The 24,578-nt window shown below is 41.7% G+C and carries 26 protein-coding genes; 18 read left to right on the top strand and 8 right to left on the bottom strand.

The genetic code is table 11. The annotated features are described in order from the left end of the window. The first annotated feature begins 67 nt into the window (after nt 1–67). Nucleotides 68–355 (top strand): DUF5658 family protein, encoded by a 288-nt coding sequence (locus BOD01S_RS16415; RefSeq protein WP_036152821.1) that lies wholly within the window; start codon nt 68–70, stop codon nt 353–355. 56 nt (nt 356–411) lie between these two features. On the opposite strand, the gene BOD01S_RS16410 is transcribed toward BOD01S_RS16415, so the two are convergent. The 4 genes from BOD01S_RS16410 to BOD01S_RS16390 all read right to left on the bottom strand — a co-directional run bounded on the left by BOD01S_RS16410 (nt 412) and on the right by BOD01S_RS16390 (nt 3,827). Then, nucleotides 412–783 (bottom strand): DUF378 domain-containing protein, encoded by a 372-nt coding sequence (locus BOD01S_RS16410; protein ID WP_036152819.1) that lies wholly within the window; start codon nt 781–783, stop codon nt 412–414. A gap of 329 nt (nt 784–1,112) precedes the next feature. Continuing rightward, the gene (nhaC, locus tag BOD01S_RS16400) at nt 1,113–2,492 is read right to left on the bottom strand and encodes a Na+/H+ antiporter NhaC (RefSeq protein WP_036152813.1); all 1,380 of its coding nucleotides are present in this window, start codon (nt 2,490–2,492) and stop codon (nt 1,113–1,115) included. 346 nt (nt 2,493–2,838) lie between these two features. Next, a complete protein-coding gene (locus BOD01S_RS16395; protein WP_081977901.1) occupies nt 2,839–3,114 on the bottom strand; it encodes a DUF1450 domain-containing protein in 276 nt (91 codons plus the stop codon). Nucleotides 3,115–3,368: 254 nt separating this feature from the next. Beyond that, on the bottom strand, nt 3,369–3,827 hold the full coding sequence (locus tag BOD01S_RS16390; RefSeq protein WP_081977900.1) for a general stress protein: 459 nt from the start codon (nt 3,825–3,827) through the stop codon (nt 3,369–3,371). Nucleotides 3,828–3,961: 134 nt separating this feature from the next. Here BOD01S_RS16390 and BOD01S_RS16385 point away from each other — a divergent pair, with 134 nt between their 5' ends. From BOD01S_RS16385 to BOD01S_RS16310, 16 genes are all read left to right on the top strand, one after another. Continuing rightward, nucleotides 3,962–4,603, top strand: coding sequence for a DedA family protein (locus tag BOD01S_RS16385; RefSeq protein WP_052124766.1), 642 nt, complete (start codon nt 3,962–3,964; stop codon nt 4,601–4,603). Between the two features lie 330 nt (nt 4,604–4,933). Further along, nucleotides 4,934–5,968 carry a nicotinate-nucleotide--dimethylbenzimidazole phosphoribosyltransferase gene (cobT, locus tag BOD01S_RS16380; protein ID WP_036152808.1) on the top strand — a complete coding sequence of 345 codons (1,035 nt, stop codon included), beginning with the start codon at nt 4,934–4,936 and terminating at the stop codon, nt 5,966–5,968. 191 nt (nt 5,969–6,159) lie between these two features. Further along, on the top strand, nt 6,160–6,861 hold the full coding sequence (locus tag BOD01S_RS16375) for a polyphosphate polymerase domain-containing protein (protein ID WP_036152806.1): 702 nt from the start codon (nt 6,160–6,162) through the stop codon (nt 6,859–6,861). A gap of 17 nt (nt 6,862–6,878) precedes the next feature. Beyond that, entirely contained in the window at nt 6,879–7,574 is a 696-nt protein-coding gene (locus BOD01S_RS16370) for a DUF4956 domain-containing protein (RefSeq protein WP_036152803.1), read from the top strand. A gap of 51 nt (nt 7,575–7,625) precedes the next feature. Beyond that, complete coding sequence (locus BOD01S_RS16365; protein WP_052124764.1) at nt 7,626–9,887, top strand: carbohydrate-binding domain-containing protein; 2,262 nt, start codon at nt 7,626–7,628, stop codon at nt 9,885–9,887. An 80-nt stretch (nt 9,888–9,967) separates the two neighbouring features. Further along, nucleotides 9,968–10,465, top strand: a complete 498-nt coding sequence (locus BOD01S_RS16360; RefSeq protein WP_036152801.1) for a DNA-deoxyinosine glycosylase — start codon at nt 9,968–9,970, stop codon at nt 10,463–10,465. Nucleotides 10,466–10,478: 13 nt separating this feature from the next. Further along, nucleotides 10,479–10,952, top strand: coding sequence for a DinB family protein (locus tag BOD01S_RS16355; protein WP_036152799.1), 474 nt, complete (start codon nt 10,479–10,481; stop codon nt 10,950–10,952). A gap of 58 nt (nt 10,953–11,010) precedes the next feature. Next, complete coding sequence (locus tag BOD01S_RS16350; RefSeq protein WP_036152797.1) at nt 11,011–11,508, top strand: methylated-DNA--[protein]-cysteine S-methyltransferase; 498 nt, start codon at nt 11,011–11,013, stop codon at nt 11,506–11,508. Between the two features lie 168 nt (nt 11,509–11,676). Continuing rightward, entirely contained in the window at nt 11,677–12,309 is a 633-nt protein-coding gene (locus BOD01S_RS16345; RefSeq protein ID WP_052124762.1) for a nuclease-related domain-containing protein, read from the top strand. 211 nt (nt 12,310–12,520) lie between these two features. Continuing rightward, nucleotides 12,521–13,771: an MFS transporter gene (locus BOD01S_RS16340; protein WP_036152795.1), complete on the top strand. Its 1,251-nt coding sequence runs from the start codon at nt 12,521–12,523 to the stop codon at nt 13,769–13,771. 71 nt (nt 13,772–13,842) lie between these two features. Beyond that, entirely contained in the window at nt 13,843–14,601 is a 759-nt protein-coding gene (locus BOD01S_RS16335) for an SDR family oxidoreductase (RefSeq protein WP_036152792.1), read from the top strand. A 173-nt stretch (nt 14,602–14,774) separates the two neighbouring features. After that, nucleotides 14,775–15,554 carry a tyrosine-protein phosphatase gene (locus BOD01S_RS16330; protein WP_036152790.1) on the top strand — a complete coding sequence of 260 codons (780 nt, stop codon included), beginning with the start codon at nt 14,775–14,777 and terminating at the stop codon, nt 15,552–15,554. Nucleotides 15,555–15,631: 77 nt separating this feature from the next. After that, the gene (locus BOD01S_RS16325) at nt 15,632–16,459 is read left to right on the top strand and encodes a putative RNA methyltransferase (RefSeq protein WP_036152787.1); all 828 of its coding nucleotides are present in this window, start codon (nt 15,632–15,634) and stop codon (nt 16,457–16,459) included. A 65-nt stretch (nt 16,460–16,524) separates the two neighbouring features. Continuing rightward, complete coding sequence (locus tag BOD01S_RS16320; protein WP_036152785.1) at nt 16,525–17,406, top strand: NAD-dependent epimerase/dehydratase family protein; 882 nt, start codon at nt 16,525–16,527, stop codon at nt 17,404–17,406. A gap of 89 nt (nt 17,407–17,495) precedes the next feature. Next, on the top strand, nt 17,496–18,086 hold the full coding sequence (locus BOD01S_RS16315) for a lysophospholipid acyltransferase family protein (RefSeq protein ID WP_036152783.1): 591 nt from the start codon (nt 17,496–17,498) through the stop codon (nt 18,084–18,086). 159 nt (nt 18,087–18,245) lie between these two features. Then, a complete protein-coding gene (locus BOD01S_RS16310) occupies nt 18,246–18,713 on the top strand; it encodes a low molecular weight protein-tyrosine-phosphatase (protein WP_036152780.1) in 468 nt (155 codons plus the stop codon). Between the two features lie 29 nt (nt 18,714–18,742). On the opposite strand, the gene BOD01S_RS16305 is transcribed toward BOD01S_RS16310, so the two are convergent. The 4 genes from BOD01S_RS16305 to BOD01S_RS16290 are packed head-to-tail and all read right to left on the bottom strand — an operon-like array spanning nt 18,743 to nt 23,253. Then, complete coding sequence (locus BOD01S_RS16305; RefSeq protein WP_052124760.1) at nt 18,743–20,185, bottom strand: glycosyltransferase family 2 protein; 1,443 nt, start codon at nt 20,183–20,185, stop codon at nt 18,743–18,745. A 4-nt stretch (nt 20,186–20,189) separates the two neighbouring features. Next, nucleotides 20,190–21,245: a HEAT repeat domain-containing protein gene (locus tag BOD01S_RS16300; RefSeq protein WP_036152778.1), complete on the bottom strand. Its 1,056-nt coding sequence runs from the start codon at nt 21,243–21,245 to the stop codon at nt 20,190–20,192. Continuing rightward, nucleotides 21,242–22,153, bottom strand: a complete 912-nt coding sequence (locus BOD01S_RS16295; RefSeq protein ID WP_036152776.1) for a response regulator transcription factor — start codon at nt 22,151–22,153, stop codon at nt 21,242–21,244. Before BOD01S_RS16295 ends, BOD01S_RS16300 begins: the two co-directional genes overlap by 4 nt. A 26-nt stretch (nt 22,154–22,179) precedes the next feature. Next, a complete protein-coding gene (locus BOD01S_RS16290) occupies nt 22,180–23,253 on the bottom strand; it encodes a hypothetical protein (RefSeq protein ID WP_036152773.1) in 1,074 nt (357 codons plus the stop codon). 431 nt (nt 23,254–23,684) lie between these two features. Between BOD01S_RS16290 and ypfJ the strand changes: the two genes are divergently transcribed. Beyond that, nucleotides 23,685–24,542, top strand: coding sequence for a KPN_02809 family neutral zinc metallopeptidase (gene ypfJ / locus BOD01S_RS16285; protein WP_036152770.1), 858 nt, complete (start codon nt 23,685–23,687; stop codon nt 24,540–24,542). Nucleotides 24,543–24,578: the final 36 nt, after the last annotated feature.

Here is a 24,578-nt window from a genome sequence, read left to right as displayed (position 1 = left end):
GCCAGAAGCCAAACAATTTCCAGGATGGTAAAGGTGATGAAAGATAAAACTAATTGGCTTAAGCTGTATGATTGCACTGCTAAATATTTTGGATGGTGTGGCCACTTATTATGGGTTAACACATTCACTGATTAAAGAAGCAAACCCAATCATGGATTTGTTATGGAAGAGTAACTCATCTTTATTTCTACTAACAAAAATTGCTTTATCAGCATTTCTTCTCTATATTTCCTACCGGGTATTTACAAAAAGCGGAACAGCCTTCAGAAGGTTATATACTTATTTGCTTGCAGGCGTAGCCAGTCTATACGCGGGTATATTTATCCTGCATACTATATGGATTATGGCTATCTGAAGGACGGCCTGTCTATAATAAGAAGGGCGGCCGACATGGACCGCCATTCTCTTTTGCTAACGATCGGATTTATTTTGGTTATTATTCTGCTTGTAGGCCGAATTGTTATTATTTTGGTAATTCGGGTTGGAATTAAAATTTGTATCGGAAAACTCATCTTCCTCAGCGAACTCTGTTTGGTAGTTGGCCCCTCTATATGTCGAATTAGTGCTGGCATTAGAAGCTTCTGCCTCCGCTAACGGTTTAGCTAGCAGCGGGATACAGACAAGACCGGCAATCCCTACAATTCCATAAATAATGCGGGAAAGAGCGGAATCTGTTCCTCCAAATAACGTGGCAACTAAATCAAATTGGAAAAAACCGATAAGTCCCCAGTTCACTGCACCGATAATCGCAATAACTAAAGCTGTTCTATATAATGATCCCATATTGACACCTCCTTTGTTTTTCAGGCAAATAAGCCTTCCCTTTAAATTGCCCATTTTTCCGAAAATCATGGATGAATGAAGAGAATTTTTTTGTACATAAAACAAGGCGGTATGATTCACCATATCTTTTCAACAAAGATTTTGCATGGGCTGACTAAAAAAGGATGGAAGAAGGAGCATGTAGGAAATTACTATAAGGCAATTACCTGCAAAGGAAGGAAGGCAATTTTGAAGAAAATACCGTGGAAGTGGTGCTTCTTTAGGGGAAGTTTAATAAGAAACAGGACTGCCCGGAAGGTAATTACTTTCCAGGCCGCCACTGCTAAAAGCTAAGCTTTTTTGGCTATAGTAACATTCAGCCAGCCAAAAAGGATTGTCAGTATAGGACTCAATAGGCAGAAAAAGGCGAATGGTAAATAGTCCAGAACGGGTACCTTAAGCATGGAGGTGATAAATAGACCGCAGACACTCCACGGAACGAGCGGGTTAATGACAGTTCCCGCGTCCTCCATAACCCGGCTGAGGCTTTTTGGCTGCAGTCCCATTTCATCATATTTTGATTTGAATGCTTCTCCTGTAAGCAGAATGGATAAATACTGCTCACCGACGAGTAAATTAATACCAATAGCAGTGAAAGCTGTACCGGTAATTAAGGAACCGATTGATGATAACAGCTCTTCAACTTTAGCCAACAGTGCCTGAACAATTCCGAGGGCAAATAGCAGTCCTCCCATGCTTAAGCTTAATAGGACAAGCATAATTGTAAAGAACATACTGCTGATACCACCTCTTGTTAACAAAGAATCGATTACTTCTACTCCTGTTTTTGCAACATACCCGTCATAAAGGATAGAGAAGTATTCGGGAAGTGATAGCGACATATGAAGCGTTGATAGGGCGAGCGCCACAATAGAGCTAACAGTTAATGTCAAGAAGGCTGGAACCTTAAACAATGTACATACAATCAATACAATAAGTGGAATAATAGCGTACCAGTGAACCATCTGTAACTTTATCAGCATGTCTTTATAAGAAGTAATGACATCTGTATCCAATGTTTGGATGGAAGGTGACAGTACAGAATAAAGAATGGCGCTGATGAAAAAGGCAGGAATCGTTGTCCAGCTCATATTTTTTATATGATCAAATAAATCGATTCCTACAATACTTGCTGCTAAATTAGTAGTGTCCGAGAGAGGGGACATTTTATCCCCGAAGAAGGCACCTGATACAATAGCCCCTGCTGTCAGGGCAAGAGAAGCATCAATAGCTCCGGCAATACTAATAAAGGCAAGGCCTAATGTGGCAACAGTAGTCAGTGAACTGCCGATTGCCGTACCGATGATGGCAGTTGTGACAAATACAATCGTATAAAAGAAGCTTGCACCGACAATCGACAGTCCCATATATAACAAGGTTGGGATAGTACCACCTACAATCCAGCTGCTGATCAATATGCCAATCAGCAGGAAAATATAGATAGCGCCGATTCCTGCCTGCGCACCAGCGAGCATGCTCTCCTCAAGCTTTTTAAACGGAATACGCTTCAGCAAGCCGTAAAAAAGCAAAAGCATAATGGAGCAGACAATAGGGATATGCGGTGTAGCCCCGAATTTACCGATAGAAATTGAGATAGAGAATATGACGATTAATACAATAAAAAGAGCCTCTACAAAAGAGGGGCGTGTTTTTGCTTCAATAGAAAACATATGATGGCTCCTAGATGATAAAAATTTTGATTCAGCGCTTCAACTCGCGAAAGCATATTGTCATTGTAACATTCCTGGTGGATAAGTCAATAGTGTGAAAATTGAAGAAAACAACGGGGAATAAAATTTTTAATTAAAGGAACATTCTTGTAGAAGTATAGAGTGGTTCTCCTTTATTTCTTCGAATCTTTTTAAAGGGGCTGTTTCAGCGGAAAGGGAATAGCCAAAAATTGTGGGATTTCAGGCTATTTCCCTTTTGGTAACTAATTTCATCTGTAAAAGCGTATCAACAAGCTGTTCTTAAGAGAAAAGGGATGTCACAATGTACCCTGTCAGCCGAATCTCTTTATCCGACTAATATATTCTCCTTCATTTTCTCCTCTATTTCATGTAGTAATTCCTCAGCTGTTTCGGCTGTTACAACTTCACTGTTTACAATAGCGAAAAGACAGGAATCACATGTTTCACAGTTAGATGTACAGCCTGCTTCCTCAATGATGATATCTTCCCTGCCTATTAATTCGTCATAGGCATCGGCGCTTCCGAAGGAAAGGTTGGAAATACAGAATTCCACGTGGTGTTTAAGTGGTCTATCTTTACGTTTAAATAGTGATTTGAACATTACATGGGCTCCTTAATTTTTCTTATATTGTACTCATTTTTTTAGGACTAGTGCAATTGCCCCTTTGACTGATTGAGAAATAGTAAAGAAAAAAAGCGAGTGCTGAAATGATGGAAAACTCGGTGATGAGCGAGAAATGACTGCATAAGGTAATAGTAAGAGTACAAAAAGATGTAAATAGGAGGGGGCGTGGATTTTCTTTGGTGATAGAAAAAAGGACACGGCCCCCTAAAAAGGAGTGCCGCGCCCTGATTTTACATACGTCGCCGCATAACATCTATATCATCAAGATGGTTACGGGCCTCTTGATCTGCCTGTTGTTTTAATTCATATTCTGATTGCTGCCCCACTATGGTATCTAAAGGGGCTAAGTGCTCCGATGTATCCTTTCGCGCGTAGATGATGGAAGCACCTTGGGAAAGTTCGTGACTCAAGTAAGAAATCTCTTCCTCCGTCAAATCAATTTGGCGTAATGTTTCGGTTACTGCATCTTCCCCTGTAAAGAATGACTTGAACTTATCTATCCAGTTGCCAGCTTCATGTGTATGGATGTCGGAATCTGCTTTGAGGTTTTCAAACGTACTGACATCCTTGGAGAAAATGTGAATATCTCGTTCGGAAAAACCTTCTGCTTTAAGGGTTTCTAATTTATAGAAGAAATCTTCATGGCCATTCGCTACTTCAATGCGGTAATTTTTGTCCACTGTATTCACTCCTTCTAATACGTATTAATAATTTCTTTCCCGTTCTTCTTGTACTGGAAACGCAGTAAGGGATATGTAATGTAACTGTAAAGAGAAGTAGAAGATCGGGATAAGTAATGCAGCAGCAGAAATGAGGTGAAAGAATGCACGCATTTTTACTTGAAATGAAGCAGATTGATATAGCGATTCACCATTTTTTAACAGACTACGGTTATCTTGTTTATATCCTTTTATTCGTGTTAATTTATTGTAAGACAGCATTTATCGTGCTGACATTCCTGCCTGGAGATGCCACTGTCTTTGTAAGCGGCGCACTTGTAGCCTTAGGCGAATTAAATGGATGGTTCTTGCTGGTGGTGCTTTTTACAGCGACCATTTTGGGAGATACACAAAACTATTGGATTGGTCGTATCGGTCGCAGAATGACAAGCAAGTGGTGGCTTTTCTCTAAAAATACTATGCAATCGGCAAATGACTTTTTTAATCGGCATGGTGAAAAGGCTATCTTGTTTTCCCGCTTTATTCCATTAATGAGAACGATGATCCCCTGCGTTACAGGCTATACCCGCTATTCTTTCGAGGTCTTTTTAACCTATAATAGCCTAGGTGGTTTTTTATGGGTGACGCTATGGCTGGGGGCAGGCATACTTCTTGGACAAATCCCGGTAATTGAGCGGAATATGGCGATTTCCATTCCTGTTATCTCATGCATTCCATTTTTCCCGCCTATTGTTTGGTATATAATGAAATCTTATCAAAGGAAAAGGAGGGTTGATAAATTGTAGAATGATCAACCCTTCGAATGGTGGAACGATTATACTTGAATAAGAGATTCATTAATCATTATGCCAATCCCTAGAGCGATAAAAATCACCAGACAAGCAGCGATAATGTAAGTTGGCTTTACCATAAAATCGGCTCCTTTCCTATTACCAGCATTATAAATTGGAAAGGAAATTTTAGATGTGAAAAAAATCACAGGTCCGATGAAAACCACGCAATTATTTGCTAGTATGTGGGTACAATTTAAATGAAACTCTACAATTTAATAAATTATAAAGCATTTATGTGTTATATTTATTGAAAATTTCGTCTTTAAAAGGAGCTTATATAAGATGTTAACTTTCTCTGTTCCACCGCTTCACCATGAAAAAATGGATGAGGCGAAAGAGTATATTGATTCACTGACAAAACCACAAGGAAGCTTAGGCAGGCTAGAAGAGTTAGCCATTCACCTTGCCGGAATGACAGGGGATATTCAGCCTGAAATCTTGCCGGCCTCCCTTGTTTTCTGTGCCGACCATGGGATAGTAGAAGAAAATGTCTCCGCTTCCCCTCAGGAAGTAACTTATGAAATGGCCTTGAATATGGTGGGAGGAGGAGCAGGAATCAGCGTTTTCAGTCGGATGATTGGTGCTCCGTTAAAAGTATACGATTTAGGAATCGTACGTCCTGTACCCCATGATGATGTTATCAATAAAAAAGTGCGGGAAAAAGGGACAGCCAATTTTTTAAAAGAGCGGGCGATGACAGAAGAAGAGGCATGGGAAGCTATAGAAGTTGGCTATGAAGCAGCAAGGCAAGCTATTAAAGAAGGGGCAGGCTGCTTGATTGTCGGAGAGCTTGGAATTGGCAATACAACAGCCAGCAGTGCCATTTTAGCTTCTATCCTTGATATTGATCCGGAGATAGTTGCAGGCCGCGGTTCGGGTATTAATGACCAGCAGTTAATCCGGAAAATTGAGGTATGCCGCCAAGCATTGGCCCTGCATAAGCCTAACAAACATGATGCCATTGATCTATTATCGAAAGTAGGCGGACTTGATATTGCCGGAATGGCGGGTGCGATGGTCGGAGCAGCAGAAATGCGCACTCCTATTTTATTAGATGGTTTCATTTGTACAGTTTCGGCATGTCTGGCAGAGCTGCTTGCCCCAGGCAGCGTAGATTATATGATTTTATCTCATAGCTCTGTGGAGCCGGGACATAAAATTGCAGCGGACTACTTACACAAAAAACCACTTGTCGAGCTGGACCTGCGGCTTGGGGAAGGGACAGGCGCTGCTGTTTCTTATCCAATTATTAAGGCGGCGAATGTAATGGTGAAAGACATGGCTACGTTCAATAGTGCACGTGTTTCCCAAAAATAAATAGGACTGTTAAATAAACATAAGTGGAGGTCAATCTCCTAAAGATGCAGTGGCACCGGAAAAGGTGGCCGCTGCTTTTTTTATTGCTACTGCTTTTTTGAACATATGGCTGACACATTGGGGGCGTAAAGTACGGATTATCAGTGAGATACCCACCGATGTGTGACTTACGAAAAGAAGGAGGAATAGAAATGCCGATTCATACATCATTTAATCCTAACGGCAGAAAGGAAATGAAGTTTGGGATTACATATATGGACTATATGCTATTGCGAAATAAACTGTGCCATATAATGACACTTGATCCGTACTCAGGACCTGATGGGCGCTATTTAATCCGTTCATGCTACTTTGACAATTTCGATAATAAAGTGATGAATGAGAAGAAGGAAGGATTTCTAAACCGAGATAAATACCGAGTCCGCCTTTATGGAAAAAGTTCGGCGGTGATTCATCTAGAGAGAAAGTCAAAACGTAATAACCTAACGTTCAAGACGAAGTGTAAGCTGATGGTACGTGAATTTGAACGGATGCAAAAAGGGGATATCGATTGGATGGAAGATGATGAAAGAGGGCTCGTGCACGATTTGTTCCATGAGATGAAATATAAGGGATTAAAGCCGATGACGGTTGTTGACTATGAGCGGGAGGCTTACATCTATTTATATGGAAATGTCCGCATTACATTTGATAGTAAGGTGAAATCAAGCTTAAGGAATACAGATTTATTCAATACGTCTTTACCGATGGTAGATGTACTGGAACCAAACGAGGTTATTTTGGAAGTGAAATATGACGAATACTTGCCGGACACAATCAAAATGATGCTGCAGGGGATTAATGTGAGGCAAGAAGCGTATTCAAAATATCAATTAAGCCGTATGTACGGATAAATTAGGAGGAAATAGTCATGTTATCTTTATTAACTGCCACAACTTTTGATGATATTTTCAAATCAAGTTTTCTTGAGAAAACATCATCCTTTTCTTTAACGGATTCCCTAATTGGCATGGTTGCCGCATTTTTTCTTGGATTATTTATTTATTTTGTATATAAAAAAACGTTTAACGGAGTCATTTATTCCCATTCGTTTAACATTTCTCTTATGGTGATGACATTAGCAACAGCTCTTGTCATTATGGGAATCAGCCAGAATGTTCTATTGTCGCTTGGCATGGTTGGGGCACTCTCGATCGTTCGCTTCCGGACACCCATCAAAGACCCGATGGATTTGATTTTTTTATTCTGGTCAGTTGCAGCCGGAATCCTTTGCGGAGCAGGTTTCATTCCACTTGTTTTCACAGGGTCGCTCGTCATTGGGCTTGTCATTGTTCTCTTCCAGAACAAAATCGTTGTGGAGAACCCTTATTTGCTTATTGTGAAGTTTGATAACGGTGTGGCTAATACAGAAATCGAAAGAATACTCGCAGCTGGCAGCAAAAAGTATATGCTGAAATCTAAAACAATCTTTCAGGAGAAGGAAACAGAGGTTACTTACGAGGTTCGGATAAAAGGAAATGACGCCGAGCTTGTAACAGAAATTTCAGCCATTCCAGGGGTTTCCTCTTCAGTGATGCTGAGCTACGACGGTAACTTTACAGCATAAATAAAAAAGGGGGTCTGTTGGCAGATCCCCTTTCTTAATAGGAGGATATTTATGAAAAAAGTAAAATATGCAGCACCATTTATTATGAGTGCCATCGTATTAGCTGCTTGCCAAAACGCTACCATGGAAGAGAGTACCAAGATTGATGAACTAACAACACAATATGTCACTTACGGTGATGAGGATTTCTACACTGCTTGGCAGAACAGCAATTTTACAAAAGTAGAACTAAATGGAGAGTCTGCAGTTGCCGATGGACCGGGTGGTGTCGTGATAGAAAAAGGGAATATTGTAATAAGAACAAGCGGCACTTATGTGCTGGAAGGCTCGCTAAATAATGGACAAATCATCATCGATACTGAGGATAAGGGAACAGTTCGGCTCGTATTAAACGGAGTTTCCATCACTTCCAATTCTGGTCCTGTGATTCACGTGAAACAATCTGAGCAAACTGTTATTTCTTTAGAGCAAGGAACAGAAAATAAATTAGAGGATGCAAAAGAATATTTAATGGAAGAGGAACAAGATGAACCATCTGCAGCTATTTTCAGCAAAGATGATTTATCTATTAACGGAACAGGCAGACTTATTATTCACGCTAATTATAAGGATGGGATAGCCGGGCGTGATGACGTTATCATAACAGGTGGGGAAATAGAGATCCAAGCAGCTGATGATGGAATCATGGGCAGGGATTTATTGGCCATTCGTGATGCAAAGATAAAAATTGATGCTTTGGGTGATGGAATAAAATCAACGAATGATGAAGACGAGCAGAAAGGCCATATTGTACTGCAAAGTGGTTCATTTGATATTACGGCGGGCTCAGATGGTATACAGTCGGAGCGTGATGTGCTCGTTATAGATGGAAAATATACGATCACTGCAGGAGGAGGAAGCCCTGAAACGGTAAAATCAGATCAAGGGGCCGGAGCAATGATGCCTGATGAAGGGACTCCGAGAATAGGCAGAGGGTCGATGAGTGGCCTAAACCCCTCCCAAATTCAGCAATATATAGCAGGGACCATTACAAAAGAAGAGCTGCTTGAAAGTATAGATAAGAATGCATTATCTGATGGAACGACTATTGAGGAAGTAGAGGCAATGTTAGACAGACTGGCAGAAGGGGGAATGCCGCAGGGTGACAACGGCATGGAACCACCGACAGGAGAGTTTGATCCTGTACAAGCCCCCTCAGTAGATGAAGAACAGCAAACCCCACCTGCTGAGGAGCGGGGTACGAAGGAGGGAAATATGTCTGCCGATTCTTCTGTAGAGGAAGGAGCCGACGATTCAATAAGTACAAAGGGAATCAAAGCGGCGAATCTTGTGCAGATTGAAGGAGGGACTTTTACAATCGATGCGAATGATGATGCAGTGCACAGTAATGGCGATGTCGTTATTCGGGGCGGTGCTGTCACGATCAATACAGGAGATGACGGAATTCATGCAGATCATGATGTATTAATTAGTGATGGAGTGATAAAAATTGACAAAAGTTATGAAGGGATTGAAGGAACTAATATTACCGTAAAAGGTGGTGATATTGCTGTCATTGCTGCAGATGACGGGGTCAATATTAGCGGCGGCTCTTCAGATCTTGGCATGTATAACGACGGAAGACAGGATGCCAAAACAGAGGAGAAAGCTGCAACTGCATCAGAAGAAGGTGGTCTGCTTTTAATTGAGGATGGTTCTTTATATGTAAATGCAGAGGGAGATGGGCTGGACTCCAATACAAATATCCACATGACTGGAGGCACTGTCGTTGTTTACGGACCGACTAACGGAGGAAACGGAGCTCTTGATTATGATGGGACCTTCACTCTCGAAGGAGGTACGCTCATTGCAGCAGGGAGCAGTGGTATGGCAATGGGGGTTTCAGATACTTCCTCACAGGCTGCCGTAATGATGACATTTACAGATACACAGGCAGCAGGCACAATAGTAAATCTGGTATCAGAGGAAGAGGCAGTACTCGCTTCAGTGGCACCGGAAAAGGAATTCCAAACGCTTCTAATCAGTACAGCAGAATTGAAGCAGGAAACGGATTATACAATAGGCTTTGGAGGCACTGTAAAAGGGGAAAGGAAAGATGGACTTGCATTATATGCCAGTTCCATGATTGATGAAAAAGGTTCCGTTTCTTTTACGCTGCCCGCACAAATCATGACTTATGTAAATGAAAGCGGCGTTACGGAAAATAGCGGCAATACAGGAATAATGCCGGGTGGGCGGCCCGGTGGAGAAGATTTCCGCGGGGGAAGAAGGGGAACTGAAAATCAAGATAATCAAGAGCAGGACGGAAATTAAGATAAAAATAGCTCTATAGGCCAGGCGCTTATAGAGCATTTTTAATAGAGGCCACTTATAATTGGGATAGGAGTGATAATATGATTAGAAATATTTTACCACCTGTCGTAGATGAACATACCCGGGTGCTCATCGTCGGGTCAATGCCAGGCGTGCAGTCACTTGAAAAGCAGCAATACTATGGTCATCCGCGCAATCACTTTTGGCGGATAATCGGTAGTATTACGAATCATGCAGTACCCGAAAGCTATGAAGAGCGGCTGCAGCTTGTAAGACAGCATGGAATTGGCCTGTGGGATGTAATTCAATCATGTGAGCGTATCGGCAGTTTGGACAGTAAAATCAAAAATGAAATTCCGAATGATTTTATAGAGCTGTTTACTCGCTTTCCGCAAATTGAAGCCGTCTTTTTTAACGGCACGAAAGCATATGACGTTTTTCAAAAGAAGATTGGTTTTGAATTGCTCACAGGCAGAGAATATTATAAAATGCCATCAACAAGCCCTGTACCCGGCAGGAATATTAAAACATTTGAACAAAAGGTAGAAATCTGGCGGATGCTTGAAAAATATATATAAAGGAGTGTATAAAATGTATCGTAAAGCAGAGGATTTTTTAGCAGATTGGGACATGAATGCAAAAGGAACATTACATGTTATGCAGGCAATTACAGAAGAAAAGAAAAATGTATCGATTGTAGAAGGGCATAATTCTTTAGAATGGCTTGCCTGGCATTTAGTAAGTGTGGCGGGGGCTTTCGGGCACTTCGCAGGCTTGCAAATTCCTGCGCCAGGCCCGGACATGCCGATTCCACAGTCAATCAAAGAGATTGTAGAAATGTATGAAGCAGTAACACAAGCCTATAAGAAGGAAGCAGAAAAGCTTACAGACGAACAGATGATAGAAGAGGTAGAAAGCTTTGGCGGACAGATAGAGCGCGGAAACCTGCTCCGTAAGCTCATTGATCATCAGACACACCACCGTGGGCAAATGACAGTTCTGCTGCGCCAGGCAGGATTAAAAGTACCGCCTGTAATGGGACCAACAGTAGAAATGCAAAATTAATGAACATCCGGGAGGCTGAGTAGACGGCATCCCGGATGTTTTAGGAAAGAGGAACGGAATGATTTATTGGACGTTGTTTACACATCGGGATTGGGCGTTTGTTTTGGCTGCTACAGAAAAAGGACTATGTTTTACCGGCTCTGAAAATCAAGACGAAAAGGAATTAATTCAGTGGGTGGAAAAGCGCAGGAAAGGGATGAAAGTAGAACAAAATGATGATTATCTTTCTTCTTATGTACAGGCATTTAGAGGGTACTTGGATGGGAAGCGCGAGATAGTAATCCCTATCGATGTAGAAGGTACAGAATTCCAACAGCAGGTTTGGCAGGCCCTGCAAGAGATTCCTTACGGGGAGATTAGATGTTACGGAGATATTGCACAGGCCATTCAAAAGCCAAAAGCTGTCAGGGCTGTAGGGGCTGCAATCGGAGCTAACCCTGTCATGATTATTATCCCATGTCACCGCGTCATCGGTAAAAATGGTTCACTTACAGGTTTCCGTGGAGGATTATCGATGAAAGAGCGCCTTCTTCAGCTGGAAGAGCAGTCGAGATGACCTCCTTTTTGTGTGAAAAGATTTATAAAAGAAAATACTAATAGGTACTTTATCCCTTCTCCTGAAAAGAAATATGAAACTTCACGCCTTCAGGTGCATAGCCAGTGCTTACTGAATTTGCTAAAATAGGATAAATAACAGATAGACACTTGGTTGGGAGTGGACAAAATGATGCTTTGGATTGTGCTTATTTTAGCAGCACTGATGATAGCAGTATGTGTTCTTGTATATAGACATGATAATACGGCCTTTAGCCGGTTAACTGGGTATTCGTTTTTCGAGGTTCTAATGAATACGAGAAAGAAGTATTTACATAGAATAATGAAGCAATTGGATCAGGTAGCTGGTGAGCATCGTATCTTGATTGATCTTCAAGTACCTGTAAATAATAAAGCGTATAGCGTGGATGCGGTTCTTGTTCATGAGTCGGGCATCTACATCATTAATGGCATCCAGAAAAAAGGGTGGATTACAGGAAGCGAAATACACCCGGAATGGGTAGAGACAAAGCACAATAAGGAACATGAAGCATTTCCAAACCCTGTCATGGTAAATAAGCGTTTGATTTATGCTTTGCGGGATTTATTGCCGGATATAGGGAAGGATGTGTATGGGTCTGTCACCCTGTTTTCCGATGCTTGTTCATTTCAAAAAATTGAGATCCAATCTCTGGATGTAGAAGTTTTAAAGGTAAATGAATTGAAAAGTTGGACAACACAAATCGGCGGTGAAGTACTCGTGAAGGAAGAAATAGATAAGGTTTATCAAGCCTTGGCTGGTTATATGAACTTTACTTCATAAGCAATCAGGCAGGGTCCAGCTTCTTTTCGCCATGTTATCTATGAATACGTGAACACAAAATCGTAAAACGACTTTGTGTTCACTCTGGAGAGAGGAAAGTTATCCTCTCTTTTTTTATTGGCTGGAAAATAGCCTTCATTATTTTGTTTTCAAATTATTCAGTGAATAATAGCGGGGTTTCTTGTAAAATAGCTTTACTAGGGGGAGGTTTATGAAAAGAGTTCATTATAGCTGGATTATATTAGTCGTAACATTTTTTGCGATTATTGTAGCGGGGATTGTCAGGTCGTCTTCAGGGGTATTTATCGACCCCTTTGAAAAGGAATTCGGATGGGGACGTCCGTCTATTTCCTTTGCATTTGCCATCAGTTTATTTTTATATGGATTTTCGGGCCCGTTTATAGCCGCATTTGTAGAAAAGTTTGGGTTGAAACGGATGATGCTTGGCTCCATGGCATTGCTTACGATAGGCCTTTCACTTACATTTATCATGAAAAGTGAATGGCAGCTTATTCTTATATGGGGTATTTTAATTGGACTTGGTTCGGGCCTTTTTTTAACTGTGCTGAGCACACAAGTAGCGAATCGCTGGTTTGTTAAAAGAAGGGGCTTGGCGGTCGGGATTTTGACAGCCGCCACTGCTACAGGACAGCTGGTGTTACTGCCAGTCTTAGCCGCTTTAATTAATAAATATTCCTGGAAAGCAGCTGTACTGCTAATTCTGGTCCTCAGTGTTTTGATGTTTTTTATGATTGCTATCCTGATGCGAAGCTTTCCAAGAGATATCGGCCTGCCGCCTTATGGAGAGGAAGCGCTCGTTCCGAAAGCAGAGTTGTCTACGGATAATCCGTTCAAGGCAGCTATTTCAGCTCTGTGGGAAGGACTGCAGGCAAGAGAATTTTGGTTACTTGCCGGCAGCTTTTTTATTTGCGGCCTGTCAACAAGCGGGCTCATTGGCACCCATTTTATTTCTTATTGTATTAGCTTTGGAGTCCCTGTTTTAACCGCCGCCTCTATGCTTTCTTTTATGGGGATTTTTGATTTAATTGGCACTACATTGTCCGGTTGGCTGTCAGACCGCTTTGATAACCGCTGGCTGTTATTTTGGTACTACAGTTTGCGGGGCTTGTCCCTTGTTTGTCTTCCGCTTGCCTTGACATCAGGGTCCTACGTATGGCTGATGGTGTTTGCTATATTTTATGGACTTGACTGGATTGCTACAGTGCCACCAACAATTGGCCTTACACGCCAGCGCTTCGGTATTCAAAAGAGTGCGATGATGTATGGGTGGATTATGGCCGCTCACCAGGTAGGAGCCGGTTTGGCCGCTTATACAGGCGGCGTCATTTATACGGCATTAGGTTCTTATACATGGGCGTTTATGCTAGCCGGCGGCTTCTGTGTATTGGCCAGTCTCTTTGTTATCCTCATCAAGAAAAATCCGGAGGTTTCTGTTAACTGAAGGAGGGAGAGCTTAGCGATAAGTCGAATAGTTACATTGGATGGGTAATACACTTTCAAGGGGGTTTTTGTATGAAACTTCACGATAAAGTAGCAGTCATTACAGGTGCTGCTTCGGGAATGGGGAAGGCGATAGCGGTTCTTTACGCTAAAGAAGGCGCTAAAGTAGTCGTGTCCGATGTAACATTGGAAGGTGCCGGTGCCACTGTAGCAGATATTACGGCGATTGGTGGTACAGCAACAGCCGTAGAAGCGGATATTACAAAGGAAGGCGATGTATACAGACTGATTAAAGCAGCCTTGAATACGTATGGAACATTAGATATCTTAGTGAATAATGCTGGGATAATGGATAACTTTTCTCCAGTAGGGGACGTAACAGACGAACTATGGGATAGAGTGTTTGCTGTGAATGTAACAGGAACCATGAGAACGATTCGGCAGGCAATGCCGATCTTCCTTGGAAAGAGAACAGGGATTATTATCAATATTGCTTCTGTTGGAGGACTGTATGGTTCACGCGCGGGAGCTGCCTATACAGCTTCTAAGCATGCAGTAATTGGACTGACTAAAAATACGGGCTTTCAATATGCAGACAAGGGAATACGCTGCAATGCCATTGCTCCTGGGGGTGTAAATACGAATATCGGCTCCTCCTTTAAAGAGCCGAATCAGGGCGGAATGGATAAGGCAATGGCAGGAGCAGCATTTAATCCACGGAATGGTGAGCCTGAAGATATTGCTCGTGTTGCTCTTTTCCTTGCCTCGGATGATTCGGCATTTGTGAATGGAACAGTAATCACGGCAGATGCAGGCTGGACTGCCTATTAATTTGTAGCAGTTGAAGTATATAAAAAAGCGATGGTTATTCAATTGGGAAAGCTCCAACGGATAGAACGGGACAGAAAGCAAGCTTATGCCCATTGAAGCGTCTAATTGTGCCTGTTCGACATTATTCCCCAGGAAATTTCCAGCGACAATTAGGAGAGTATGGAGGTGGTTATATGCTATATGATGCAAATCCAAGTATTGTGTTAGAGGGCGTACACAATTTTCGTGATATGGGAGGCTATAAAACACATAGCGGAAAAATAGTGAAACGGCATTTATTTTTCCGCTCGGCGAATTTGGCAAAGATGACTCCGCAGGATCAGGAAAAATTGAAGCGGCTAGGTATTAAAACAATTTTTGACTATCGCGATGATAATGAGGCAGAAGCTAATCCAACGCCTGTGATAGAAGGTGTTCAAAATATACGTGTTCCCGCAAAAGGTGCTGCTCCTTTTAAAATGCCCGGGACAATGAAGATGGAATCACACAATTTCAACTTTTATAACCAAATAGATGCTGATTTGTTTACAAAGTTTTATGCACAGATGCCTTTTAATAACCCTTCGTTTCAGCGGCTTATGCAATTACTAAAGGACGAAGCGAATTTAGGGCTACTTCATCATTGTGCAGTGGGAAAAGACCGGACAGGGGTGGGAGGGGCACTGATTTTACTTACGTTAGGAGTGCCACGTGAAACAATTATGCAAGACTATTTATTAACAAATGGTCTCTTAGCCCCTGTGGTCGCCCAAATGGAAAAAAGACTGACAGCCGTTTATCCAGACATGGATTTGACTGTGTTTCATGAAATAATGTCCGCCGATGAAAAGTATTTGCATGCTGTTTTTGAGGAAATTGACAGACGTTATGAAACAGAAACAGACTTTCTCCAGGATCAGTTTGGTATTTCAGCAGAAATCCGAAATGCTCTTCAGGCAAAATACCTCGAATAAAAAGGGGGCTCTGTACGTGAAAACATACGGAGCACCCCTTTCATGCTATGATACATATGAGTATTGGAGGAAATATTATGTTATCAAAAAGAGCAGTATGTATTCAAAATATGCAATATAATCAATCGATTTTCATCTGTCCTATTTGTGCCCGGCAAGTACAGGTGGAGGATAGCGGTGCAATCGTTTGCACAAATAACCATTCCTTTGATATTGCCAAGCAGGGATATATCAATTTTATGACGAGGCCGGTACAGTCGATGTATGCAAAGGAATTATTCGAAGCGCGGCATGAAATTATTTCTAGTGGATTATATGATGCACTGCAGACACGGTTGGCAGAACTGGCGGTAGGTGTTCATCTTTTAGATACCGGATGCGGGGAAGGATCTCATCTGGCAAGAATTACAGCAAAAAGACCTGGAGCAATCAGTGTGGGAATTGATATTGCGAAGGAAGGAATTTTAGCTGCTGCTAAATTTTACCCGGGGCTTATGTGGTGTGTAGGGGATTTGGCAAAAAGCCCTTACAAGAAAGAAAGCTTTGATACAATTTTTAATATTTTGTCCCCGGCCAATTATGAGGAATTTAAACGAGTGCTAAAGCCAGGAGGCAAGGTTATCAAAGTCGTGCCGCATGAGGGATATTTAAAAGAACTGCGCCAGCAGGCTTTTGCCCATTCGGAAAAGGAAAGCTATTCAAATGAAGAGACGGTAGTACGTTTCAAGGAAAGCTTTAAACAAGTAAAGGCAGAGCGTCTTACATATACACTACCGCTAACACAGGCGCTTGTTCCAAAGCTATTGGAAATGACACCAATGGGATGGCATATTGAAAGAAAAAACGAAATCATGCTGAATGAAATTACAGTCGATGTCCTACTGTTGAGCGGCATGATGGAATAGAGGACACAATTGCGGGATGAGTAAAATATTGGCTGCAAACAATTAAACAAGTAAGGGGAGTTAAAATGAAAAGAATTTTAGTACTTGGCGGAACGCGTTTTTTTGGACGTAAATTAGTAGAACAGCTTTTAGAAGAAGGTCATCAAGTGACAATTGTTACACGTGGGAAGATGGCAAATCCATTTGGGGAGCACGTACAGCATATTACAGTGGACAGGGGAGACAAGGTAGCATTTGCTAAAGCAATGGAAGGGCAAACATATGATATCGTCTATGATAATATTTGCTATTCACCGAATGATGCAAAGGCATTTTGCGATATTTTCAATGGAAAAATCGGTAAGCTAGTCTTCACCTCCACACTCTCTACTTATGAGGCTAATGGTAAAGCAAAAACAGAAAAGGATTTTGACCCGTACACATATGAAATAGTAATGGGCGAAACGAATGATTTTACCTATGGAGAAGGGAAGCGGCAGGCGGAGGCTGTATTTTTCAAATATGCTGAATTCCCCGTTGTAGCAGTACGTTTTCCAATCGTTCTAGGGATAGATGATTATACAGAACGATTACATTTTCACGTGGAACGAGTAGCAGCGGAAAAGCCGATTGGATTTGTTAATATGGATGCAGAAATGTCCTTTATAACAGCGGAAGAGGCAGGTCGCTTCCTGAAGTGGGCAGGACTTAGCGATGCACAAGGGCCTTATAATGCAACGGCAGCCGGAAAGATTTCCTTGAAAGAGCTCATGGATCTTATCGAGAAGGCGACGGGAAAGCGTGCGAAAATTGCACTTGTTGGAAACGATGAAATTCGTTCTCCTTATGCCATCCCGGCTTCCTGGTATATGACAACGGAAAAAGCAGAAGGTGAAGGGTTTGTTTTCAGCAGGCTTAATGATTGGCTCCCAAAATTGATTGAACAATTAGCGAAGCAATACAGCTGAGAAAAGCCCCAACTTGAAATCAACAGTAGAATATAGGAGAGCCTTTTAGTAAAATAAATGCATCACATATATAAGGTAGGAAATAAGCAGTGTATAAATTAGCAGCAAATGTTGTCAAAATGTTTTTGTCGGTAAATGGATCGAAGGCAAAGGTATATGGACTTGAAAATGTCCCGGCTGAGGGTGGCTTTGTCATTGCCTGCACACATAATGGCTATGTGGACATTCTAAATTTAGGGGTTTCTATTTACCCACGGGAAATTCACTTCATGGCAAAAAAGCAATTATTTGACATGAAGGGGCTAAGCTGGCTGATTCCACGGCTAAATGCGTTTCCCGTGGATCGGGATAACCCAGGACCGAGCGTCATTAAAATTCCCCGCCAGTTGATCAAGGAAGGTAAAATTGTCGGTGTTTTTCCAAGTGGTACACGCAGTGCAGAAAGCAACGATCTAAAGCAAGGAGCAGTAACGATTGCACAGCTTTCAAAGGCGCCGATTGTTCCGGCAGCCTATATCGGTCCTAAGGACATCGGTGGAGTATTAAAGCGCCAAAAGGGATATTTAATTTATGGAAAGCCATTTACGGTAGAAAACGGTAAGGAAGCGCGTGATGAAGCGACACAGTTTTTGGAGCATGAATTTACACGATTGCTTGCTGAACTGGAAAATAATAAGTAGCAAATAAGGAAGCGTTTGAAAAGTCAAAGAAGCCTCTTTACGATATCGCCGTATGTTATGGAACCGGTATAAAGTAAATATGGTAGCTGGTGTTTACGCAGGAAGTGAGAGAAGAATAGTAAACAACTGCTTCTTCACAAAAAACGGGGAGGGAAAGCAATGATTCGCGTTTTATTTGTCTGCTTAGGAAATATTTGCCGATCTCCTATGGCTGAAGCAGTAATGAGGGATATTGTGGAAAAGCAGGGGTTAACGGCGCAGATTAAAGTTGATTCGGCAGGAACAGGCTCTTGGCATATCGGTGAGATGCCACATAGCGGAACGCTAAAGAAGTTAAAGGAAATGAAGGTTTCTACTAGTGGTATGAAGGCAAGACAGCTAAAAAGCAGTGACCTGGATGATTTTGACTATATCGTTTGTATGGACGAAAGCAATGTTCGGAATACGCGTCAGATGCTACAGGCACCTGGTGAGGCAAAAATCTTCCGGTTTCTTGACTTGACGCCTCATAAAAAGGATGTACCGGATCCTTGGTATACTGGTGATTTTGAGGAGACGTACAGCTTATGCGTACAAGGCTGTGAAGTGTTATTAAATAAAATCCAGAAAGATCATGGACTAGTATAAACCTAAATAGAGGCCGTCTGAGAGTGAACTCAGACGGCCTGTTTTGATTCCTCTTCTTTTTTAGATAAACCCCGCCGCTTCAATTGTCCCCAATCCTCACGTTTGCGCAGGTAGTAAATAATTCCTTCGAGCCGGAAGAAAATAGTTAGCGGGCGGAACCAAAATGTTTCGCTCAGCGAGAATCCGATGAGCTTGAACACATCCCGGATGCGCGGATAAGTATTGATACTCCATGCTTCCAGCAAAATAGCAAACATAGATAAAAACGTACTGTACACTAAAAACAGTGTTGTTAGGATGATGGCGGAATCTATATATAATTCACCCGCCATAAAGGAGATGATGATATATAAATAGCCGAGCAGTTCAATAATCGGCCCGAAAAACTCCACTAACCAAAAATAAGGAAAGGAAATGAGGCCGATTTGCTTGTATTTAGGATTGAAGGTCATCTTTTTATGAATCATTAGACTGCCGAGTAACCCCTGATGCCAGCGTCGCCGCTGAGTGCGTAAGTCCTGCAGGTTATCGGGAGCCTCCGTCCAGCAAACCGGGTCAGGCACGAATTCAATTCTTTTTTTTAGTTTATGATCCAGCATGTAGCGGTGAAGTTTCACGACAAGCTCCATATCCTCACCGATTGTATTCACTGAATAGCCTCCTGCTTTGATTACCCACTTTTTCGAGAAGACACTGAATGCTCCAGAAATAATCAGAACGAGATTAAATTTGCTCAAGGCAATACGCCCCATATAAAAAGCACGTAAATACTCGATAATTTGCATAATGACAAACGGATTATTCGGTATGACTGAATCAACGACTGTTCCCATCTGGACATCCGCGCCATTTGCAATGCGTACACTGCCTCCTGCTGCAATCACGTCATCATTTGAAGAAATGATAGGTTGCATTACGCGAAGCAAAGAGGTGGTAGAGAGGATGGAATCCCCGTCAATTGAACAGAAATAAGGATAGAGTGAAATATTGATTCCCACATTTAAGGCATCGGCCTTTCCTCCATTTACTTTATCGACTAGAACAATGTTTGGATGGAGGTCCGACTCATAGATACCTCGTACTTCTTTTGTTGATAGATCACGCTTGATTGTTCGATGTACCTGTCTCATCTTAAAATGATCAATGACCGTTTGTAATGTCCCATCCTTTGAACCGTCGTTAACGACGATAATTTCAAACTGCGGATACTCAAGTGTCAGCAGTGAATGGATTGTATCGATAACACCTAGCTCCTCGTTGTAGGCAGGCACGATAATAGAAACAGGCTTTGAATAAATCATTTTCAGACTTTTATCATTATCGGCTATTTTATCAAGCCGGAGTCCTTTTTTCATATAGAAATAGGCAAAGATAAGCATTGAAGAATAAATCCCAATAATAAGGATCATATAAAAAATAATGAAATAACCGAAAAATGTATGCATCCAAATGAAAATGGTTGATAGTTCCATAAAATTACCCCACTTGTAAGATCTCTTTTGCCATTTCAGCTGCATAGCGATCTTCTTTTTGCTCTGCAATCCGTTGAAGCACTTCAATTCCGTAGCGTAAACTGCTCAATGTAATAGCAGCCTGTTTACGCACCCACCACGATTCATCCTGTACTAATTTTTCAAGCAGTGGCTTTGCGTCCTTTTCGTCTACATGGAAGAGCAGTTTAGCCAGCATAAGGCGTTCTTCCCAATAAGGGGAGTCGACAAACCGACGATAATAATGGATGGACGTAATCGTACCGAAATGGCCAATCGCTTTTAAGGCACGAATTCGTATTTCACTTTCCATATTTGTCAGAAGATTTTCATAGAATTTCAAATAAGAAAGATCCATCCTTGAATCAAAACTCAAATAATCGAGTAAAGAAATTTTCAAATAGGGTGGTAATGAGTCAAATGAATGGATGAACTCCTCTATATAGCTTTCATCTAAATAAGGGAGCAGTGACTTATACTGAAACTCCTTAAAAGGATAGCTAGGTTGATAGAAATGTGCTAAAAACAAGCTGCGGTTATACATAGATAAAATGCGCAGGATCACAAGATATTCTTCCTCAGATGTATATTTCTTTTTCTTTAACAGCTGCTCTATATCAGGGAGTAGAAATGAAAGCTTGAAGTCGAGCGTCCGGTAAAGTCCATTCATCCGCACCCCCCAGTTTCGATGATGGAGCATGGAACGATAATATTTTTGGAAGTTCAAGGAACAGAAGTGTCCAATTCGTTCTATTACGTCCGGGTTGCTAACGGAAGAGACATAGGCCGTTAAAAGGCGATCTACTGCTTCTTTTATATAAGGCGCCATTATTCGTGAAGAATGGAGTCTCTCAATATTTTCCCCCAAGACGAGATAGCGGTACCAAACATCCTGGTACTCTTTAAGATAGTCTTTAATCCGTTGTTCTCGCCGAAGCTGCCGCACCCTCATTACTATTAAGTAGAAAAATAGGACGCTGATGATCAGCAGCAAGAAGGCACTGGCTGCCAATGCATAAGAAAGTGTTTGATTTTCAATCATTGTCGCAGCCTTCTTACTATATTTTTAATTTGTGTTTCAATTAACCTCAGGTTGAAGGGCTTGCTGAAATAAGCATCGGCGCCATTATCAAAAGCATATACGATCGCATCCTCTGAAGCTCTTTTAGACAACAGCATAATAATATACTTTTCATCATTCGGCAGGCTGCGTAAGTAGTTCATCACTTCAATCCCATTTTTACGAGGTAAGATGTCGTTTACCAGCACGATATGGGTATGTCCTGACTGATACCAATTCGATTGTAGAAATTCATAGCCATCAGCAAATGTCCGGATCTGCAGCTCGAAGTTTAAAAGATTCATATTGTGCAATAGATTCTCTAAAATCGACACGGTAATGCCGTTTTCTTCAATAATGCTTACTTTGAGAAGTTCAGTATCGAATTTCGCAAATTCTTCGATGGCCAGAACGGCATTTGGAGGCTGTGTTTCCAGTTTATCCAAATATGCCGTACTCGTTTCAAGCACACTCTCCAATGTGCAATGAGCGTTTGCGATTTCACTTGTCGTTGCTAAGAAGGCTGCGGAAGCATCTCCTTTCACATCTTTTAACAGGTGATTGGCTGCATTAAAAAGGCGGTGCAGGAAATGTCGTGCCTCATTATTGCCACTAAAGCCAAGCATGATGATAACGTACTGACAGCGTTCATCATAAAATACTTTATCGGAATTTCTTATTTGTTTGGAAACAAAATCATATAAGAGCCTATAATGCTCCGTTGAAGACATGCCAGGAAACAGGCATGAAGGGTGCCAGCGAAGCAAGACAATGGAAAATGTAATCTTTGTCCGTTCTACATAAGATAGCTGCAGCTGGAATAGCATAGATAGCTTTTCATATTCTCTTTTGTCAGTACATTCATTTTCTTTCCAATGGAAGTTGTTCAAAGCTATCACCTTCTTTCTGTCATACGTCACTTCGTGTTATCGCTTTTAACTTCATCTAAAATACCTCGCATTAGTGGTACATAGGACTTCCAGAAAAATTTGGAGGAATCGTTAGAAAAGATCGTCATGAAGAAGTCACTCCGTTCCCATTTCATCAGATTATCCTTCGTAAAGTCCGCGTAATCTCCGGCAAAATAATAAGTCTTGTTCTCCGGCTGGTGAATGACAGCAGGGAAGGAAGCAGGGATGCCGGCTTGTTTTAGTACCTCTTTCCCTTCCTTTGATAAGTGAATGTCATAAGCTGCATAGACGAGTGCACTATCTTTTGGCGTTAAAATATCAAACCAGTAAGGATATTCCGATGATGAGGCCTTTGGGAATTTCTTTTGTCCCTTATCTGTCCAGGAAAATGAGACCTTCCCCTCTATATCTTCTTCCCCTATAATGACTACTTGGTCCGAATAATGGACAAGCGCAAGACCGCCCCCTGTAAAGGCCCATTTTTGATGGTATTGGTCTTCGTAGCTGGCAATAAGCCAGGCAGGGATTTCCTTACTCGTCAAATCATCGAAGTAACGGCCTGACCAGCCGCTCCATTCAACACCTAATATTTCCTCCATTAATGAGCGTGGTTCTTCTGCGGTAGGGGCAGCAAATGAGTTATATTCCGCAATCAGTGTCGTGTTTGCTCCTTTGCTGCGCAAAATAGCCTGCCATTCATTTTCCTCCATACCGCCGTAAATTTTGGCGGAGCGGGTACCCTTCTTATTTCCATCAATATCATCCGTATAGACGCCATATGTATCTGCTATATAGATGAGATCGACTTTTCTATTAATGTTATAGGAGTTCATTGGTTCTCCCAACTTTGGGTCATAACCAAAATAGTCTTCTTCAATGGCGTAATTCCCACCGCTTGGTTTTGTCGCCTTGTAATTTGTCAGCACCCAAAATAACCCAAGATGTTCCCGGTAATCAGCTGAAGGCACTGTTTTATCAATTACTGTTATGTCAATTGAAGTTTCAGGTTTTAAGTGCCAATAAATTGTAGGGGAAAAGAATAAGAGCAGCAGAATACTGGCAATTATATATTTTTTCATGAAAAACCAGCCACTTTCTAGATTAATAAGTATATCTTACCTATTATTGATTTTAGACTAAAACCGTTTAAAATTATCGCTTTTTCATCAATTTTATCTATTTTCTTTTCTTTTTAAATGAAAGATAGAGAAATAGATAAGGCTGATCTTATATAATTTGGTATTCTTGCTTGTATAACCGAATAAGTAAAAGAAAAACTGGAACATCCTTCTAGTAAACATCTTCCCTATATAGGAGGTTTCAATCGCAGCATAAGAGAAATCCTACTAAGATAGAAAGACGGAAAGTCTCCTTTTTGGCAAAAAGACTCATGCTTAAAAAGGGCTGTGATATATTAAACGAAAATAGCCCATTCTATCCTAAAGTAAATGATAAGGTTAAAAAACGGGTAATGGTGTATATAGGTGCAAGACGGATAGGAGGAGAAACGATGGATGTCAAAGGGAGAAGGAAAAGCAGCAATGTAGAGGACCGCAGGGGAATGAGCGCCGGAAAGATTGGAGGAGGCCTCGGGGGTATCGGTATTATTATAGCGCTTATTTTTACATTACTAAATGGCGGGGATGCGGGAGATGTATTGGATGATGTATCAAAAAGTATCACCGAAAACGGCTCTCAAACAGAAGAATATACCCCGACCGCCCAGGAAGAGGAGCTGGCGGAATTCGTATCAGTCGTATTGGCCGATACGGAGGATGTTTGGCAGCAGCTATTTGAAGAGGAAGGGCTTGATTATCAAAACCCCACTTTAGTGTTATTCACGGAAAGTGTGAGCTCTGGCTGCGGTTCTCAAAGTGCAGCAGTAGGTCCTTTTTATTGCCCGGCTGATCATAAGCTCTATGTTGACTTAAGCTTTTATGAGGAGCTGAGGGACCGCTTTCAAGCCCCAGGGGACTTTGCGATGGCTTATGTAATAGCACATGAAGTAGGGCATCATGTCCAAACACTGCTCGGGTACTCACAAAAAGTGCATGGGTTAAACGGGAAAGTGTCGCAAGCACAATATAATGAACAGACAAAACGTCTCGAGCTCCAGGCGGACTATCTTGCTGGCGTTTGGGCCCATCATGTGAAGAACGAAGGCTATTTAGAGGCCGGGGATTTTGAGGAGGCGCTGACGGCGGCAAATGCGATTGGAGATGATACACTTCAAATGGAAGCACGAGGGTATGTAGTCCCTGAAAGCTTTACACACGGGACAAGTGAACAGCGGATGAGATGGTTTAAAAAAGGCTATGAGAATGGTACGCTACAGGGCGGGGACACATTTAACGCGAGGAATTTATAAAAAACAACTGTTCTTCCTGTAGCCCGAAAAGAAATA

It is taken from the genome of Lysinibacillus odysseyi 34hs-1 = NBRC 100172 (genome assembly GCF_001591965.1).
Lineage (GTDB): Bacteria > Bacillota > Bacilli > Bacillales_A > Planococcaceae > Lysinibacillus_B > Lysinibacillus_B odysseyi.
The sequence above is the reverse complement of the archived record's forward strand: the minus strand, read 5'-3'. Positions and strand labels throughout refer to the sequence as shown.

Bases quoted from the DNA above. Each gene is read 5' to 3' on its own strand.
- BOD01S_RS16415 (WP_036152821.1), top strand. From the start codon at position 68: ATGATTGCACTGCTAAATATTTTGGATGGTGTGGCCACTTATTATGGG.
- BOD01S_RS16410 (WP_036152819.1), bottom strand. From the start codon at position 783: ATGGGATCATTATATAGAACAGCTTTAGTTATTGCGATTATCGGTGCA.
- nhaC (WP_036152813.1), bottom strand. From the start codon at position 2,492: ATGTTTTCTATTGAAGCAAAAACACGCCCCTCTTTTGTAGAGGCTCTT.
- BOD01S_RS16395 (WP_081977901.1), bottom strand. From the start codon at position 3,114: ATGTTCAAATCACTATTTAAACGTAAAGATAGACCACTTAAACACCAC.
- BOD01S_RS16385 (WP_052124766.1), top strand. From the start codon at position 3,962: ATGCACGCATTTTTACTTGAAATGAAGCAGATTGATATAGCGATTCAC.
- cobT (WP_036152808.1), top strand. From the start codon at position 4,934: ATGTTAACTTTCTCTGTTCCACCGCTTCACCATGAAAAAATGGATGAG.
- BOD01S_RS16375 (WP_036152806.1), top strand. From the start codon at position 6,160: ATGCCGATTCATACATCATTTAATCCTAACGGCAGAAAGGAAATGAAG.
- BOD01S_RS16370 (WP_036152803.1), top strand. From the start codon at position 6,879: ATGTTATCTTTATTAACTGCCACAACTTTTGATGATATTTTCAAATCA.
- BOD01S_RS16365 (WP_052124764.1), top strand. From the start codon at position 7,626: ATGAAAAAAGTAAAATATGCAGCACCATTTATTATGAGTGCCATCGTA.
- BOD01S_RS16360 (WP_036152801.1), top strand. From the start codon at position 9,968: ATGATTAGAAATATTTTACCACCTGTCGTAGATGAACATACCCGGGTG.
- BOD01S_RS16355 (WP_036152799.1), top strand. From the start codon at position 10,479: ATGTATCGTAAAGCAGAGGATTTTTTAGCAGATTGGGACATGAATGCA.
- BOD01S_RS16350 (WP_036152797.1), top strand. From the start codon at position 11,011: ATGATTTATTGGACGTTGTTTACACATCGGGATTGGGCGTTTGTTTTG.
- BOD01S_RS16345 (WP_052124762.1), top strand. From the start codon at position 11,677: ATGATGCTTTGGATTGTGCTTATTTTAGCAGCACTGATGATAGCAGTA.
- BOD01S_RS16340 (WP_036152795.1), top strand. From the start codon at position 12,521: ATGAAAAGAGTTCATTATAGCTGGATTATATTAGTCGTAACATTTTTT.
- BOD01S_RS16335 (WP_036152792.1), top strand. From the start codon at position 13,843: ATGAAACTTCACGATAAAGTAGCAGTCATTACAGGTGCTGCTTCGGGA.
- BOD01S_RS16330 (WP_036152790.1), top strand. From the start codon at position 14,775: ATGCTATATGATGCAAATCCAAGTATTGTGTTAGAGGGCGTACACAAT.
- BOD01S_RS16325 (WP_036152787.1), top strand. From the start codon at position 15,632: ATGTTATCAAAAAGAGCAGTATGTATTCAAAATATGCAATATAATCAA.
- BOD01S_RS16320 (WP_036152785.1), top strand. From the start codon at position 16,525: ATGAAAAGAATTTTAGTACTTGGCGGAACGCGTTTTTTTGGACGTAAA.
- BOD01S_RS16310 (WP_036152780.1), top strand. From the start codon at position 18,246: ATGATTCGCGTTTTATTTGTCTGCTTAGGAAATATTTGCCGATCTCCT.
- BOD01S_RS16305 (WP_052124760.1), bottom strand. From the start codon at position 20,185: ATGGAACTATCAACCATTTTCATTTGGATGCATACATTTTTCGGTTAT.
- BOD01S_RS16300 (WP_036152778.1), bottom strand. From the start codon at position 21,245: ATGATTGAAAATCAAACACTTTCTTATGCATTGGCAGCCAGTGCCTTC.
- BOD01S_RS16290 (WP_036152773.1), bottom strand. From the start codon at position 23,253: ATGAAAAAATATATAATTGCCAGTATTCTGCTGCTCTTATTCTTTTCC.
- ypfJ (WP_036152770.1), top strand. From the start codon at position 23,685: ATGGATGTCAAAGGGAGAAGGAAAAGCAGCAATGTAGAGGACCGCAGG.